Annotated in this window: 14 protein-coding genes; all 14 read right to left on the minus strand. The window is 57.8% G+C overall.

Annotated elements, in window-relative coordinates; genetic code table 11:
- Nucleotides 1-6 precede the first annotated feature (6 nt).
- Nucleotides 7-873 (minus strand): fumarate hydratase, encoded by an 867-nt coding sequence (locus tag J3R75_RS03975; protein WP_307260052.1) that lies wholly within the window; start codon nucleotides 871-873, stop codon nucleotides 7-9.
- Nucleotides 874-877: 4 nt separating this feature from the next.
- The gene (locus tag J3R75_RS03980; protein WP_307260053.1) at nucleotides 878-1,777 is read right to left on the minus strand and encodes a Gfo/Idh/MocA family protein; all 900 of its coding nucleotides are present in this window, start codon (nucleotides 1,775-1,777) and stop codon (nucleotides 878-880) included.
- Nucleotides 1,778-1,904: 127 nt separating this feature from the next.
- Nucleotides 1,905-2,261 carry an HNH endonuclease gene (locus J3R75_RS03985; RefSeq protein ID WP_307260054.1) on the minus strand — a complete coding sequence of 119 codons (357 nt, stop codon included), beginning with the start codon at nucleotides 2,259-2,261 and terminating at the stop codon, nucleotides 1,905-1,907.
- Nucleotides 2,262-2,293: 32 nt separating this feature from the next.
- The gene (gene thiD / locus J3R75_RS03990) at nucleotides 2,294-3,103 is read right to left on the minus strand and encodes a bifunctional hydroxymethylpyrimidine kinase/phosphomethylpyrimidine kinase (RefSeq protein WP_307260055.1); all 810 of its coding nucleotides are present in this window, start codon (nucleotides 3,101-3,103) and stop codon (nucleotides 2,294-2,296) included.
- A 515-nt stretch (nucleotides 3,104-3,618) separates the two neighbouring features.
- Nucleotides 3,619-4,392: a glycosyltransferase gene (locus J3R75_RS03995; protein WP_307260056.1), complete on the minus strand. Its 774-nt coding sequence runs from the start codon at nucleotides 4,390-4,392 to the stop codon at nucleotides 3,619-3,621.
- Nucleotides 4,393-4,505: 113 nt separating this feature from the next.
- Nucleotides 4,506-6,284 (minus strand): GspE/PulE family protein, encoded by a 1,779-nt coding sequence (locus J3R75_RS04000; RefSeq protein ID WP_307260057.1) that lies wholly within the window; start codon nucleotides 6,282-6,284, stop codon nucleotides 4,506-4,508.
- Entirely contained in the window at nucleotides 6,277-6,915 is a 639-nt protein-coding gene (locus tag J3R75_RS04005) for a hypothetical protein (RefSeq protein ID WP_307260058.1), read from the minus strand. Before J3R75_RS04005 ends, J3R75_RS04000 begins: the two co-directional genes overlap by 8 nt.
- Before the next feature lie 23 nt (nucleotides 6,916-6,938).
- Nucleotides 6,939-8,003, minus strand: coding sequence for a hypothetical protein (locus J3R75_RS04010; RefSeq protein WP_307260059.1), 1,065 nt, complete (start codon nucleotides 8,001-8,003; stop codon nucleotides 6,939-6,941).
- 77 nt (nucleotides 8,004-8,080) lie between these two features.
- Nucleotides 8,081-10,000: a pilus assembly protein PilM gene (pilM, locus tag J3R75_RS04015; RefSeq protein WP_307260060.1), complete on the minus strand. Its 1,920-nt coding sequence runs from the start codon at nucleotides 9,998-10,000 to the stop codon at nucleotides 8,081-8,083.
- Between the two features lie 7 nt (nucleotides 10,001-10,007).
- Nucleotides 10,008-11,795, minus strand: a complete 1,788-nt coding sequence (locus J3R75_RS04020; protein ID WP_307260061.1) for a type II secretion system protein GspD — start codon at nucleotides 11,793-11,795, stop codon at nucleotides 10,008-10,010.
- A 397-nt stretch (nucleotides 11,796-12,192) separates the two neighbouring features.
- Nucleotides 12,193-13,374: an ATP-binding protein gene (locus J3R75_RS04025; protein WP_307260062.1), complete on the minus strand. Its 1,182-nt coding sequence runs from the start codon at nucleotides 13,372-13,374 to the stop codon at nucleotides 12,193-12,195.
- 3 nt (nucleotides 13,375-13,377) lie between these two features.
- Nucleotides 13,378-13,827 carry a hypothetical protein gene (locus J3R75_RS04030; protein ID WP_307260063.1) on the minus strand — a complete coding sequence of 150 codons (450 nt, stop codon included), beginning with the start codon at nucleotides 13,825-13,827 and terminating at the stop codon, nucleotides 13,378-13,380.
- Nucleotides 13,802-14,473 (minus strand): cobalamin B12-binding domain-containing protein, encoded by a 672-nt coding sequence (locus J3R75_RS04035; protein WP_307260064.1) that lies wholly within the window; start codon nucleotides 14,471-14,473, stop codon nucleotides 13,802-13,804. The genes J3R75_RS04030 and J3R75_RS04035 overlap by 26 nt, the downstream gene beginning before the upstream one ends.
- Nucleotides 14,474-14,946: 473 nt before the next feature.
- A complete protein-coding gene (locus J3R75_RS04040) occupies nucleotides 14,947-15,480 on the minus strand; it encodes a GNAT family N-acetyltransferase (protein WP_307260065.1) in 534 nt (177 codons plus the stop codon).
- Nucleotides 15,481-15,505 lie beyond the last annotated feature (25 nt).

The following is a 15,505-nucleotide window of genomic DNA, read 5'->3' on the forward strand; positions in this document are numbered from 1 at the left end:
CTCTGACTAGACCTCGCCATGCTTGATGATCATCGTCTGGCGCCGACAGCACCAGCACATATACGAAATGCTCACAAAAAATGACGCCGGCAGGCGACAACGCCAGCCGATGAAGACGTCCAGCAAGCTCGTTTGGCCGCCAAAACCCATGGGGCCAATGCCAAGGCTGTTGGCCTCGCGCAACACCCGCTCTTCCAAGGCCGCCAGTTCCGGCTCTGGACTGCGCTCGCCTATTTTACGCAGAAGCTGAAATTTGCTTTCTTCGTAGCTGGTGACGCGATCGCCGCCAAAGGCCACGCCGAGTATTCCCGGTGCGCAGCCCTGGCCCTGCGCGCGCCACACGGCGTCGAGGATGCAGCGGCGAACGCCGTCAAGATCCCGCCCGGCCTGAATGCCGTGGTCGGGCAGACTGTACTGCGCGCCCATGTTCTCGCTGCCGCCGCCCTTGAGCATGAGTGTCACGCGCAGTTCGGTGGACGCGCTGTCGTGCCAGTGTATCACCGGGCTGCCGTAGCCGAGATTATTGCCGGTATTGCGCCCCGTCAGCGCATTCACGCAGTTCTGCCGCAGCACGCCCCGCGTCGTCGCTTCGGCGATCGCCCTGGCTGCGGCTTGCTCAAAATCACCGCGCTGCAGCCACGCCGGCGCCTCGACCAGAAAAAACAGGGCCCCGGTGTCCTGACATAACGGCAGCATCTTTTGCCGCGCCAGCGCCACATTGCTCAGCATGGTCGTCAAGCACTGCGCCTCGCTGCCGCCAGGCACCGTCTGCGCTTGCGCGCGCGACAAAGCCTCCTCAACATCCGCCGGGAGGTCCACCGACGCGCGAGTAACCAGCGCCAACAACTTCGCTGCCAACAAGGTGTGTTCCATATCCTCAGAGTTTCTCAACCGGCACTGCCGCGCCATCGCCGGCAATGGATTGGCGCGCCGCGCACATCATGGCCAGGCCCTCGAAGGTCTTCTCCATGCTGATCGGCGGTTCGGCGCCAAGAAAAAATGCCTTGATCTGCAGCAGCAGATCGTGGTAGATGCGGCTGGAATCGACATCAAAAAACGCCGACTGCTTGCTGCTTTGCGCCCGACCGCCGTACTGCCATTGATTGCGGATGGACTCAATCACGCCATAGCGGCCATTGCCATAATCCACCGTCGTCACCACCGCCGGCCCCAAATCCACCGCCCGAACGCTCTGGGCGCCGCTGCCCATCAGACGCTGCAGCATCTCAAAGCTGTGTACGCCGTACCAGATCAGCGAATCGCCGGCCGGCGCGGTCCCGAGGGCACCAAAGCAATGCCCCACGCTGACGGCGCCACCGACAGCGTCAATCGCCGCCTGGATGCCAGGCGCAAAAGGCAGGCTCGACGCCGACCACACCCGCGTGCCGCAGCGCTTCATCTCGGCAATAATGGCCCGGCCGTCCGCAAGGGTACCCGCCAGCGGCTTGTCCAGAAAAATCGGCTTGCCCAAGGCCGCCAGGCGTTGAAAGTAGTCGAGGTGGTAGGCCGGGTCGTTGATCTCCATCATGATGGCATCACAATCGACCAGTGCCTCGTCCAGACAAGTCGTGACCTTGACGCCCCAGGCTTCCAGCTGCTGCTGGCGGGCATCGAGCCCCTTGGCGTCCTGAAACGGGGTTTCAAAGCGCAAACAACTGACAACGCGCAGGCCAGCGACCTGCAAATCCGGCGCGCAAGTCGGATCGTTCATCAGTTTGGGAAATGCGATGCTGTGACTGGTGTCCAGACCGATAACCGCAATTTTCAACGCGTCCATGTCGCCTCGCTCCTTAGCATGTGACAAAGTCAGTTTTCGGGATGATCGCCGCGCGCACTTAGGCCAGCTCGTCTGGGTGCTCTGGCTAGAACCATAACGCCCAGCGGCGCGGCAATCTTGGCTGGCTTCAGGCCTGATCGCCTTCTCGCAGGCTGCCCTTGCCACCCAGGTGATCCAGATAGTCCTGCCATTCCACGGGCAGGAGATACTTCTTTTTCGTATTGCAGTTTTTGCAGCAGGGCACGACATTGCCCTTGCGGCTCATGCCGCCACGGGAAATCGGCACAATGTGGTCCATCGTCAGCTCCTTCGGTGGCACGCGCTGGCCGCAATAATGACATTTGCCATGGCCGAGCTCGTTTTTCCACCACTGGGAACGGCGCAATTCACGGGCCTTGTCTTTTTCACGCCGGACGTGATCCTCGTCCGCCGGCACAAAATAGCCGTCGTCCGCCAAGGCCATGTCGTCGTCGTTGTCGGTCATGTCCGTTCACCTGTCCTGCGCTACTGCGCCCTTCAGCCACGGCCTGATTTTGCCAGCGCCTTGTGGTAGAGCGGTCCCACATGGCGATTCAGCGGGAAGGCATCGTGCAAGGCCGCCTGCACGAAGTCGTGCGCAGTCGCCACCGCCGCCGGCACACTCGCGCCCTTGGCCAGTTCGGCAGTAATGCAAGCCGAGAAAGTGCAGCCTGCACCATGCGTCCACGTGCTGTTCAGCCGCGGCTCTTCCCAGCGTTGGAAGGAGCGGCCATCAAAGAGGATGTCCAAGGATCGGTCCGGGAAGATGCGCGCGGCCTTGATCACCACATTGCGAACGCCGCGGTCATGAATGCGCCGTGCCGCGTCCTGCAACTCCTGTTCGTTGCTGATGCCATCCATACCGGCCAGCTGCGCGGCCTCAAAGGCATTGGGCGTAACCACTTCGGCGATCGGCAACAAATGCTTCACCATCGCGTAGGTGTTTTCCGGAAACAGCGCTTCGCTGGTGCCCTTGCAGACCATCACCGGATCAATCACCAGATGCGGCACTGCCGATGCCGCCAGCAGCTCGCCAACCAGCTCAATGATGGGCACCGTCGGCAACATGCCGGTCTTCACAGCATCGACGCCGATGCCCGGCAAAATGGTCGCATATTGCTCGCGGATCATCTCCAGTCCTACGGGTTCCACGACGTGCGCCCAGGTGTCGGGCTTCATCGCCACCAGCACCGTCAACACGCTCATGCCGTAAACATCCCGTTCCTGGAAGGTCTTCAGATCAGCCTGAATGCCCGCGCCGCCACTGCAATCCGAACCCGCTATGGTCAGGGCTTTTCTGGGTTTCATCGTCAATGCATCTCCTCAACAACTCGTACGCGTTCAAATACACACAATGCACACATCACAGTGAACCTCGTAATATATGCCGCCGACCCGGGAAAGAAACACGCCAGCAGGCGGATTTACACGCCCGGGGTAAGCGATCAGTGATTGTTAACAAAAACTGTGGTGCCTCTACGAGGCACAGTCTGTTGGCAGGCAGCGTCCCCAGGCTAAAGCCTGGGGTTAAGCATGGTTAAGCGCCTACGGCGCAGAAAGATAGTCATCGAATGAAGGTGGCTTTCAGCCCGGATCAGACAAAGCAAGTCGCCAGATCGGCCAAGTTCGGCCCGGAGGGCCGCACCATGCATAACCCCGGGTGAGGCGCCCGGAGGGCGCCGCAACCCGGGGTATGATAGCACGTTAGTATTGCGCCTGGAGGGCGCCACATTGGCGAGGCACGTCGCGTCCCACCGCGCCAGCGAGATGCATGTCGTGCATCCAATATCAATGGCTGACCGAATACCGGCTTTCTTATTGCCTCACTCTTGCGAACCGTGCCGCAGGAGGCGGCGACGGATCAGCCACAGATCAACGAGCATCCGGAAGGCCGACCACGGGCGCACGGAACTCCCGCCGCGTTCGCTCCAGGCGATGGGGACTTCCCGCAGATGCATGTCATGGTGCTGCTGGGCAAGCAGCAGCAGCTCGGCATCAAAGGCAAAGCCATCGCAGCGCATGTCGGCGGCCAAGGCCCGGGCCTTGGCGGTGGCCAGCAGCTTGAAACCGCACTGGCTGTCGTAAATCGTGCTGCCCAGGAAGCAGGAGAACAACGTCTGATACAGGCGCCCGAGAATATGCCGGAACAGCGTGCGTTGCACGAGCCGGTCGGCCGTCAACAGGCGAATGCCAACCAGTAGTGTGCGGCCTTGCCGCACGGCATCGTCGAGATAAAGCTGAAAGACCAGCGGCGACGCGGCCAAATCGGCATCGACATAGCCAACACAGGGCCTGGTGGCAGCCATAAAGCCCGCCCGGACAGCCGCGCCTTTGCCGCAATTGCGCGGCAGGTCGACGATGCGCATGCCGCAAGGCTCAAGATCCCACGCCATGGCCGCCAGCACCTCGCGGCTGTTGTCCCGCGAACCGTCGTTGACGAAGATCCACTCCCAATCCAGAAACGCGTTAGCCGTGATCAGTTCGCGCCAGCGTTCGAGCCGCGGCGCTTCATTATAGCAGGGAATGACAACCGACACGGCGCCAATGGCCTGGGTGTGCGCTGTGGCGGTTTCCGGTCGGCCGCTCATTTCATACATAACGGGCCTCCATGAACCGCCAAAACACAGTCTGGGAACGCAAGCACAACCACACCCCAGGCAGAAACTGCCGAGGTGGGCAAACACGTGTCAGCACAGTCCGGCCGCTTGACTTATTCCGTCTCGCCCAGGTCATAGCTGATCTGGAAGGTGCTGGTAATACGCTGGACTTCCTCAATGGTCGTCTGGCCCAGGCTGACCTTTTCCCAGCCGTCCTGCCGCAAGGTCCGCATGCCATGTTCAATGGCCGTCTTGCGCAAGACGCTGGTGCCGGCTTCCGCCGATACGAGGTCCTGAATCTCCTCGTCAAGCAGGAATATCTCATAAATAGCCACCCGCCCGCGGTATCCGCTCTGGTCGCATTCCAGACAGCCCGCGCCCTTCCAGGCTTTGACATCTTCAGCGGCTATGCCGAGGACGTCGGCAATCTCGGCACGTTCGCGACGGCTGATATTCTCGTCTTCCACCTTGCAGTGTTTGCAGATGCGGCGCACCAGGCGCTGGGCCAAGGCTGCAACCATGGACGCCGCAACCAAGTAGGGCTCAACACCCATGTTCACCAGGCGGTTGACAGCGCCAACCGAGTCGTTGGTGTGCAAGGTCGACAAAACCAGGTGCCCCGTCAACGCCGACTGAATGGCGATGTCGGCCGTCTCGTTGTCACGAATTTCACCGACCAGAATGATGTCAGGGTCGTGCCGCAATATAGAGCGCAGAGCGCTGGCGAAGGTCAGGCCGATTTCCGCGTGCATCTGAATCTGGCTGGTGCCCTGCAACTCGTACTCAACCGGGTTCTCAACCGTGATGATCTTGCGCTCGGGATTCTTGTCCCGCACAAAGGCCAACGCGGCATACAGCGTCGTCGTTTTACCACTGCCGGTCGGCCCCGTCACCAAAACAATGCCATGAGGCAGAGACACCAGCCGCTTGAGAATGGTCAGCTGGAACTTGTTCAAGCCCAGCTCACTCATGTCAAGAAATATCGCGCTGCTGTTCAACACCCGCAGACAGATCGTCTCGCCAAAACGCGTCGGCATGATGGACACGCGCAAATCAGAGGTCTCACCGCCAAGGATCAGCCGAATACGGCCGTCATGCGGCAGACGCTTCTCGGCAATGTTCAGCCGCGCCATGATCTTTAAACGGGACACGATCGCGTCGTGCAACGCAACCATGCCCGGCGGCGTCGGGATTTCCCGCAGCATGCCGTCAATGCGGTAACGCAGACGAACTTTACCACGGAAGGGCTCAATGTGAATATCCGTCGTGTGCTGGCGAATGGCCTCGGTAATGATCTCATTCACCAGCTGGATGATGCTGGCATCCTCGCTCTGCGCCCCGGTATCGAGATTCTGCTCTTCCCGGTCATCAAAGGTGCCCTCGACCGCCTCGATGTTCTGAGTGCGGCGATCCTGAGTGATCTGAATGACCTTGCCGGCACCAATGCCGTAAATTTTCTTCAAGGTCGTGCTGATTTCATTGGGCGTGGCCAAGACCGGATCCAGACGCACACCCAACAACAGTCGCAAATTTTCCCGGTCGTGCAGATTGGGCGGGTTGGCAAAAGCCGCCTTCATCGTGCCACGCTCCAGGGTAATGGGCACAAACTGATAGTGCAAGGCGACCTTGGGCGACACCTTCTGCGTGGCGGTCTCGCTGATTTCAATTTCACCCAATATCAAAAAAGGCACGCCAGTAACCTGGCTCAGAGCCCGGTAGACCAGCTCCTGACTGGCAAAACCCAAATCCAGGATGGCCTGATGCGCGGGCGCCTGCTCGCGACGCATACGCCGCCGAACCTGGTCGGCCTGCTCGTCATTGATCACCCGCTGCGCCAACAAAATGCCAAGAACATCGCCGCCGGCCGCCAAGGGATTAAGCGTCTCACTCATCGATCGTCACTTTCTTTTCCTTGCCTAGCTCCAACGCGACTTCCTTGCCCTTGCCGTAGCTCAAAACAACCCGCTGCGCATCAAACGAACGCACGGTCATCGCATTGAAAACACGACCATTCGCCGGTAGATAAAATTTCCGCCCGACGCTCTGGGCCTGCTTGTTCCCCTTGCTGTTCTTCGCGTCAATAAAGGCCATCTCTTTGCCCGTGATGCCCTTGTACAACCCACGGTACTTGACGGTGATCACCCACGGCGGCTCCTTCTTGTCCGGCACCGACGGCTTGTCACCCTGCTTGGGCGGCTGGGCAACCGCAGTACCACCCTGTTTGGGCGGCGTCCCACCACCCTGTTTGGGTGTCTCGGGAGCCTTGGGTATGGTCAGCTGCCTGCGAAACACCATCGGATTTACGCCCGGCGGCAAGTCCTTCACCGGCTTGACGAAGGAGAAGGTGCTGGTGTCGAAATAATTGGGCAGTGCCGGCAAGCTGCTGCCCTGACCGGTGGAACCACCATTGTCCTTCAGCGTATTATACGCGGCGAACAGCAGCACCAGCAGCACCAGTAGCGCAATAGCCATCAAGATGGCGCGCTCCCATTCCTGCTTGAGCTTTTCTACTACATTCTTCATGAACTAGTTCCCACTTCTGCTGCTTATATTCCCGCTGGTTTCGGTTCAATAACTTGCCTACGGCTGCTGCGCACCGGTGTGCCTGGCGTCGGCCGGAAAAATGACGAGCAGACGACCACGGCCGTGATGTTGCGTAATTCCAGCAGGCCATTTTCACCCGTCGGCCGCTTGACCTCACCTCGGGGAGTCTTGAACACCCGGTTCACTGTACCATCGGGATCAACCAGTATCTGCAACGCCGGCTGCGGCTGTTCTGCCAGCAGCTCCATCTGCTTCATCGGCAAAAAACACTCCTCGGTTTGCAGCGACTGAACAAATTTGATGAAGTTGTCCATCGTCCCTTCCACTTGCAGCCGCACTGGAAATTCCAGCAGATACGGTTCCTTGTCCTGCGGATCAAGACTATAGGAAATCATCGGCAACACGCTTATTTTGGATGGCCGGCCCAGCCCAGCCCGCGTCAGCGATGGGTCGTTGGCAACCCGTAGGTTATTATCACGAGCACGGCGAACCACTTCTTGCACAGTCCACAATTTCAAGATCATCTGATACTTTTCGGGTTCGGCAGTGGACTCGTCCATGCCAAAGATCGACGGTTCCAATACGACCCTCATGCCCTGCAACATGGAATCTGTACGGTCATAGAGATCCTTGTACTCCGTCTGCGAGGCCTTGGTCACAAAATTGGTGGCGTCGCCATAGGCGTTTATAATATTCTGGTCAAACATGCTCGTAGCGTGTTTCATCACCAACTCGGCCTTGTCCTGCAGCCCCAAGTCACGGGTGTCAGCCGCAAAAAGGCTGGGAACGGCCGCATCACCATCCTTAACGCTCTTTTTCATCCCGACGAGCTTTTGCTGATAGCTTTGCAGCAGTGAATTGAGCCGCGCAGAGTCTTTCGGCCAGGACGAGTCGCTGAGTTTCTTGTCCACCGACGCATGCTCACTGACCAGTTCCGAGAACGCTTTCCATTGCGGGCGGAGAAAAAACATGCCGTACAACACCCCGGCAACCACCAGCAGAAACATCACCACCAGCAATGCCCGGTGCTGCTCAGGCAGTTCATGAAATTTATCTTCCAATTTCATACTCATTTCATTCCAGCTCGTTGTCGTGACATCTATATCCCCCTACTGCTTAGCGCCGTCGCGGCAGCACCGGCCCATCATCCTTTTTTGCTGCCTTTGGCTTTTGGCGGCGGTGGCTCCGGTAGAGTAATCGGCTTCTTGGCAAAAGGTAATTTCAAAAAGAACTGCGTGTATTCATCAAGAGCCGGACGTTTCGGATTCGTATTGACCTGGAAGCCCTGGAGGAATTTTGCCCATGGCTCGATGACTTCCAATTCCCGGCCGGTCCACTCGCTGCTTTCATCAAGCCAGTCGACGCCGGTGAAGTAGTTTTCTGGCCCCTTCGTATCTGTTTCCGAAGTGCCGACGGCTTTTGGGTCATTGAGATTATTCTGAATAGCAAGGACGGCCTCGAAGCGTTTATTTTCAACAATCGGCGTAAAACCGCCCAGGACCATGTATGTCAGCAATGGCATGGTGCTCACGTTGGTATAGCCAAGCCCTGCGTTAGCTTTGCCGTCTTTTGCAGGCGTCGCCCCCCCAAACATTGCACCAGAACCCGCCATAGCGGCAGCGGCAGGTGGCCCCAGCGACGGGCCGCCTTTGCCCTTATCATCCTTAACCGCCGCATTGGCACGATGACTGAATTCATCGGCCAGATAGACGCTCCACACGCCATCGGGAAAGGCCTCGCTCAGTTTTTCCATACTCTCAACAAAACGGTGGGGACGCCCACCGTATTCCACGATGGGCAACAGCATTTTCTGATATGAGGCGATCTGATCTTGCACCGCATCAAGCTTGGGTACCACCGAACTACATTGTTTCAGCTCCCGCAGCTGCTCCTCAAGGCGCCGCTGCCCTTGAGACCAATGAACATGAAAGGACGCCATCACCCCATACACCAGCAGGAAGAACAGCGCCGCCGCCGCCGCCAGATAGGGAAAACGCAGGATGCGCTCCTTCTGCCAGCGCAATAGTTTGGGAATCAGCGACAAATGGAAGCGCACCTCGCCAAGGCCCTGCAGAGCCAGGCCATAGGCGACAGCGTAGGTCGGAGCAATCTGGCCATTGATTTCCGGCCCGAAAAGGGCCACCTCGCAACCATAGGTCCGCGCCAGATGCCGCGCCAGCCCCGGCAGCTGCGCGCCGCCACCGCAGAGCCAGATGCGCTCAATCAGGGCATCCTTGAGCTCGCTATGCTCGCCACCCCGCCAGTGGTCGATGGCTGTACGCAACTCGGCTTCGAGCTGGCGCATCGCCAGCAGCAGGGACTGCTCGTCGTTAACATCGTCCAGCGTCAGACTTTTTTTCCTGACATCTGCTTCCGCCTCCGTACAGCCCAGCGCGTGGGCCAGCACTTGCGTGAAGCGCAGTGAACCGAACATCAGACTGCCCACATAAAGCACCTCGCCACCGGCGAGCACCACCACCGTCGAATTTTCGTGACCAATGTCGATCACCAATCGCGGCGCCTGGGCACTGGCCTCTTCCGGCCGCAAGTGAAACAGGGCATTGACCGCTGCCATGCCGGACATGGCCATGTCGTCCAACCGCAGACCCATACCAGCATAGCGTTCGGCGAATTCATCGACGGTCGTCTCACGGCAAATGCCGATCAGTACGGGATTGTTCCGTCCAAAAACCGCCGGCATGGGCTGATAGTCGTAGATGAAAGTGGCTTCCGACAGCCCCGCCAGATGCAGCGTCTCGTAGCGGACCATCTTGGCCAGCTCGTCAGCCTTGACCCCGGCGGTGAAATCGCTGATCTGCGTCGTGGCCAGGTACTGCGGCAGTGACACGCAAAGCGGCTGCTTCTGACAATTAATCTTTTCCTGCAGCCATGGCGCAATGCTGGCATTCAGTTCGGACTCGTCCAGCAGGCCCTCTTCCTTGATGTCCAGCAGCGCATGGCCCGACAAGACGATACCCTTGCCGCGGCGGTCAAGCCGCAGTGCTTTTACCGTCGTCTGGCCGATGTCCAGTCCAATGCCTGTTGTGTGACGTGTGATTCGCATAGTACTCTTACTGGGCAGCGGCCGGCGTCACTTCGACGTATTCGCCGCGGTCATTGATCACGTTGGCGGTAACAAATATCAGCAGATTGAGTGGCGTGTCCGTCTCAGCCGTATGCCGGAAGAGAACCCCTAAGTAAGGAATGTCACCAAGCAACGGAATTTTAGTAACTTTTACGCTCTTAATGCGTTCCATCATACCACCAAGAATAACCGTTTGGCCGCTGGCCACTCCAACTGTGGTCGAAATCATTTTTTCTTTGGTGCGCGGCAATTTCACTGCCGTCACGCCTCCACCATCCCCACCAGAACTGGCATATGATTCCCAGCCCAGAAAATCTTTAATTTCCGGCTTTAAGCCCAACAGCACAGTACGACCATCATTGCCGACGTTGACTCGTACATCAAAGGTTATACCAAGGGGTAACTGCACCGGCGTTCCCGTTGGCACCAAAGTCTGGGTTTGATTTGAATCGCCACTTGATGTGCCCAGCGATACTGTTTGCACATCGTATTCTTCAAAGTAGTAGATATTGTCCCCCATACGGAAACGCGCCGTGCGGTTATTCATCACCGTCACCCGTGGCGCGCTCAAGGTAACCGCCGAAGCCTTGTTCTCAATCGCACTAACCAGGACGTCAAAGGTGCGGTCGGCAATCACGCCACTCAGGTTCATCAGGCCTACCCCTGTATCAGCCCCTGACTGTATCGCTCCTAACTCCGTCAGCAAATTTGTCACTTTGACTCCCTCTGGATCTTCAGGATCCAGTCCGGCAATGACGTTGCTTTGCTTGATCTCCACCCCCAGATCGCTCAAGTCATTTTGGCCAATGGAAATAAAACGCGCCTCAATCACCACTTGGTAGGGCGGCTTGTCAAATTCGCGCACGAGTTCTTCTACCAGACGCAAATTTTCCCGCGAATCCTTGACCACCAACACATTTCGGTTGCGGAAAATCCGGAAACTAGCCCCAACTGGACTGTTGACTAAAAGGGCCGTCAACACATCTTCCAAGTCATTGTCAACTTCTTCTCCCCCCTGCGGAACAACGGGCAAGGCCCCCTGCGGCAGGCGGATAATGCGCGTCTCCAGCTGCGGTCCCTCGCTGACTTCAAGACTGCGGGTGACCCAAATGAGATTTTCACCGAGGTTGAAGGCTATGCCCATGTTCCGGGCAATGTACCCAAACAGCTCCTTGAGCGGGACTTCGCTGACGCTGATGGTGAGGGTCTTCTCCTCCTGCAGCGCTTCATCGGCAATGACATTGAGCCCTTCGGCGTTAAGCGCTTGCACCAGCTCGGCGACGCCGGCGTTAGTCAGGTTGATCGTCACCTTGCGGTTCACCAGCTCTTCCATCGGTCCCGGCGGCAGTTCTATTGGCTCCAGGCTTGAATCAATCACCACCGTTTTGCCGTAGTTGGCAGGCAGCACCCCCGCCTGCTGAATCTCCTGCAGCATGGTGCCCTGGCTGAGATTCTGCTCGGCCGCCAGGGGCTTCATGGCGCGTGCCTGCGCAATACTCTCCTGCAAATACCCCACTTCGTCCTGGAACAAATCCAATTTCAGCAGCGGCTGAATGCTGGCTTCGGCGGCGTCGATTTCGCCGCGCTCCAGCTGTTTGTGGGCCGTGTCCAAGCGCCGCCGGATGACGGCGCGAAATTCGCGCTGTTCATTGGCCTTGGCGACGGCCTCAATGTCTTCGGGCGTCTGGGGTTTGAGCGGATCACTAGGCAAGTGCGCACAGGCCCCCATTAGCACCAGAATGCCTGCCATCGACAACAGCCCAATTTTTCTCATATCCACCATCCTCATTGCCATGCCACTCTCGTCGCTCAATTCAGTCTTGCCATTCCATAACCGGCTAACTTGCACCAGCCATCGCCTCAAATCCGGCTTTGACTGGCAATCAACAAAAGACTACCAACCCTCTATTCCCAACTTCCCTTCCAGTCCAGCTCAGTCCACTAACGCCTGAATAACATTCTTTATTGACAATGCTCCCAGCAGGCCAGCTGTTTTTTGTCCAGTGAATCGGCCATAGATTACAGTACCCGCATCACGCCGACACGCAAGAAAACGCGCCAAATCATCATGTTGAACGCCCCCCGTCAGACTGCCCCCCCCCCCCGAAGCAACACTGCCAGGGACACGACTAGCACCTGCCCCCTCCGCAAAGCCGATTGATTTTACCTGCTCAGCGCGCAGAGACGGGGATGGAGAAGGAGAAGATGCTGCCCTGCCCGGGCGTGCTTTCCACCCACAGGCGCCCGCCGTGCTTGTCCACGAATTCCTTGCAGAGGATGAGGCCCAGGCCGGTACCCTGCTCGTTGTTGGTGCCACTGGTGCTGAGGGATTGATCCAGGCGAAAGAGCTTCGCCTGATTCTCGGGACTGATGCCCACGCCATTATCCCGCACCGCGATAGTCCATCCCTCTTCATCGGCGCGGGCAGTCGCCAAGACCCGCCCGCCCGCAGTAGTAAATTTAACGGCATTGGTCAGGAGGTTGCGCAGAACGGTCGCGAGCATGGCCTCATCGCCGTAGAGCCTGCCATCCACCGGTACGTCGGCGACAACAGCGATGTTCTTCTGGCGGGCAGCGTCCTGCACCAGCGCCACGCAGTCGTCCAACAGCTTCTTCACACTCATGTCAGTTGGCGCAAATTTGATGCGGCCGGTCTGGCTGCGGGACCACTCCAGAAGATTATGCAGCAGGGCCAGTGCCCGCTGTGACGACTCTTCAATCATCTCGGCGTATTCGCCAATGCCGTCGTAGTCCTTATCGCGAACCTGCTCCGCAAGTAGGCTGCTGAAGCCCACGATGGCATTGAAGGGGCTGCGCAAATCATGAGCAATGATGGAGAAAAACCGATCTTTGGTCGCATTGAGCTCCGCCAGCCGGGCATTGGCCTCGTTGAGTTGCGCCAGTGTCGCCTGCAACGTTGCTTTGTCTTTGATCAGCTGTCGTTGCAGGTTGTTCACCTGCTGATTGAGGTCCGCAAGCGACTGATTTAGCTCAAAAAGCTGCGCGGCGTCATAATCGCAGCTGATCAACAGCTGGCCATTCTTGCGAAAGACCTTCGAACGCAGCGACGGATTGGTGGACAGGTAGTCGCCAATGGTCACAAAGCCATCATAAACCAGCGTGCCGTCAATCACGGGATGCTCACAGAGAGCCGCAAAACTCGGATTGAGGAAACTGCGAACCGGATCGCTCTTGAACAGCCTACGCATCGCCGGATTGGCAAACTGCAGCGCGCCCTCAAGATCAAACAAGGCCAAACACAGCGAATGGCTGGGGCATAGAAACGCGCTGATTTCGTCCTGCCAGTCACGGATAGGGAACGCGCTGGAATCTTGGCAACAGGGCGATGACACGTATTATTGCCCCCCCTTGCTCTTGTCAGTCAAAAGCACAAAAATGGGGATATTCACCTGCAGCCACTCGTACCAAGGGCGGATCTCCGCCCACGACGCCGCGCTAAGCTGCTGCGGCAGGACCTGAAACCACGTATTGAGCTGGGCCGCCCAATAGTTCGTCGCAAAACCGTGGCTGCGGTAGGCGCGGAACACCCACAGTACGCTCTCAACCAACACTTCGGCATTCGGCCGCTGCAAAATCGAGGCGATGAAGCGCGCGTGATTGGCGTGGTTGTCCTTCATCATATCCAGATTGTTCTTGCCAACCAGTGCTTCGATGTCTGCACGCTGCAGCAGAACCGCACTCACTGCGTTGGCCAACACCTCGGCTTTGCGGCTGTACTCATCGGCGGCGGCGGCGCTTACCGGCGGCAACGCCTGCGCACTACTCACCAAGTCGATCTTGTCCATGCTCACCTCTATGTGTCAGCCATTCTTCCAACTCAGCCAAATTCCCGGCGTAGTCCACACCGGCATATTGCGACAACACCTCGCGACCGCCATAACGAAAAGCCTGGCCGCCAACCAATATCGGCAAGGCCGGGAAGACATCGCGGATTTTCACCAGCATCTTCTCCAACATCGGCAGATGAAAATAGATGCTCAGAGACAAAGCCAACACATCCGGTTTTACGCCCTGCATAAAACGGATCAGCTCGTCGCAAGGCACATCCGCCCCGAGAAAATACACATTCCAGCCATGCATCTCAAAGACGTCAGCGACCATCTTGATCCCGATCTGGTGTTTTTCCTCTTCAACGCAAGCCGCCACCACCGTCCGCTCTGTACGCTGGCCGCTGACCACCCGCGCATAAAGCTCATTGAGCACGCCTTCAACTATCGCCGAGGCGACATGCTCTGACGCCACGCTGATTTCCCCGTTCTCCCACAGCTGGCCAATGCGGTACATCGACTCCTTGACCACATCCTCATAAAGAGCTTTGATGGCCTCGGGGCTGTCCGCAAGTTCGGTAGCAATCTGCGAACTCAGCAGGCGGTCGCCGTGCAACAGCGCTTCCAAAAAGGCCTTTTGTGTTTTCTGCGTCAAGGATATCATGTCGTCATGCTCTGCATTCACCGTGTAGGCGGTTAGTTATGTGCGTAGCCAGAAGTAGTATACCATTATGGGGCACAAACAAAAATAGCACGCCATCTGAAACTGGTACGCACCCGCAGAAATAAATCACCTGGGCAGCGTAATCGGTCAGCCATTGATTTTTGTTGTCCCGGCGGTCTTTTTGACCGCCCCGCCGAATACCGTCATCCCGGTGGTATTTGAGCGCTGAAGGTGCTCAAAACCTCGGCGAATGATCTTGCGCATGGTTACCAATCAACTCATGGCCGGCGATTGCCGCATGCTATGTGAAGAGCATTGCTCCTATGAAACCCGCTGCCGCAAAGGTCGGCGGAAATCAAGATCGAATGGCTGGGCGGCGGCGGGCGTGGGTTTCCTGCAAATTGTCCCCGGTGTTTTCCCCACCGGGGTGGTTACTGACCGATTACCTGCAAGAAGTGCCATCAGGTGCGGGCTCAGGCGTCCTTGCGGCTGCGGAAAACAAAGACCACGCCGCTGGAGCCGTCGGGGTATTCCGAACCGGGCAGATCCTCAATCTGCTTGCCGTCGCCGCCGCTGTATTCAGAAACCACCGTCTGCCAAAAATGCAACGCCGGCACATTGAGCGGATGGCATTTGAGCTGCCATAGGCCGGGAAAACGGTCGAACAACGCCGTCGCCGCCCAGTGACCAATGCCCTGACGGCGATATTTGTACATGACGAAAAACTCCGCGAGAGCAAAGTCAGTCTTTTCCACCGGCGATTCCTGAAAATCATTGACCATGGCGAAGCCCGCCAGTTCATCGCCGGCGCGAATGAAGAAGGCCCAGCGATTCGACTCCGTCCAATAGTTGTCGAGGTAGTCATACCCAAAGAGCCCCAGGCGGTTCACCGCCCGCTGCTCATACTGCGTAAATTCGTAGAGGTACTTCTCCAGGAGATTGCGTAGTATCTCCTTGTCTTCCTTGTTGACCGGAACCAACGAACAGGGTATTGCTGGATGCCCCATAGTCACCCTCCTAGAGTTATGAGTG

Origin of the sequence: Oligosphaera ethanolica (assembly GCF_030814695.1) — a bacterium.
GTDB lineage: Bacteria > Verrucomicrobiota > Lentisphaeria > Oligosphaerales > Oligosphaeraceae > Oligosphaera > Oligosphaera ethanolica.

Coding starts and splice junctions, on each gene's coding strand:
- J3R75_RS04035 (WP_307260064.1), bottom strand. CDS start 14,473: ATGATATCCTTGACGCAGAAAACACAAAAGGCCTTTTTGGAAGCGCTG.
- J3R75_RS03980 (WP_307260053.1), bottom strand. CDS start 1,777: ATGGACGCGTTGAAAATTGCGGTTATCGGTCTGGACACCAGTCACAGC.
- J3R75_RS04030 (WP_307260063.1), bottom strand. CDS start 13,827: ATGGACAAGATCGACTTGGTGAGTAGTGCGCAGGCGTTGCCGCCGGTA.
- J3R75_RS04010 (WP_307260059.1), bottom strand. CDS start 8,003: ATGAAATTGGAAGATAAATTTCATGAACTGCCTGAGCAGCACCGGGCA.
- thiD (WP_307260055.1), bottom strand. CDS start 3,103: ATGAAACCCAGAAAAGCCCTGACCATAGCGGGTTCGGATTGCAGTGGC.
- J3R75_RS04005 (WP_307260058.1), bottom strand. CDS start 6,915: ATGAAGAATGTAGTAGAAAAGCTCAAGCAGGAATGGGAGCGCGCCATC.
- J3R75_RS04020 (WP_307260061.1), bottom strand. CDS start 11,795: ATGAGAAAAATTGGGCTGTTGTCGATGGCAGGCATTCTGGTGCTAATG.
- J3R75_RS03975 (WP_307260052.1), bottom strand. CDS start 873: ATGGAACACACCTTGTTGGCAGCGAAGTTGTTGGCGCTGGTTACTCGC.
- J3R75_RS03995 (WP_307260056.1), bottom strand. CDS start 4,392: ATGTATGAAATGAGCGGCCGACCGGAAACCGCCACAGCGCACACCCAG.
- J3R75_RS04000 (WP_307260057.1), bottom strand. CDS start 6,284: ATGAGTGAGACGCTTAATCCCTTGGCGGCCGGCGGCGATGTTCTTGGC.
- J3R75_RS03985 (WP_307260054.1), bottom strand. CDS start 2,261: ATGACCGACAACGACGACGACATGGCCTTGGCGGACGACGGCTATTTT.
- J3R75_RS04040 (WP_307260065.1), bottom strand. CDS start 15,480: ATGGGGCATCCAGCAATACCCTGTTCGTTGGTTCCGGTCAACAAGGAA.
- pilM (WP_307260060.1), bottom strand. CDS start 10,000: ATGCGAATCACACGTCACACAACAGGCATTGGACTGGACATCGGCCAG.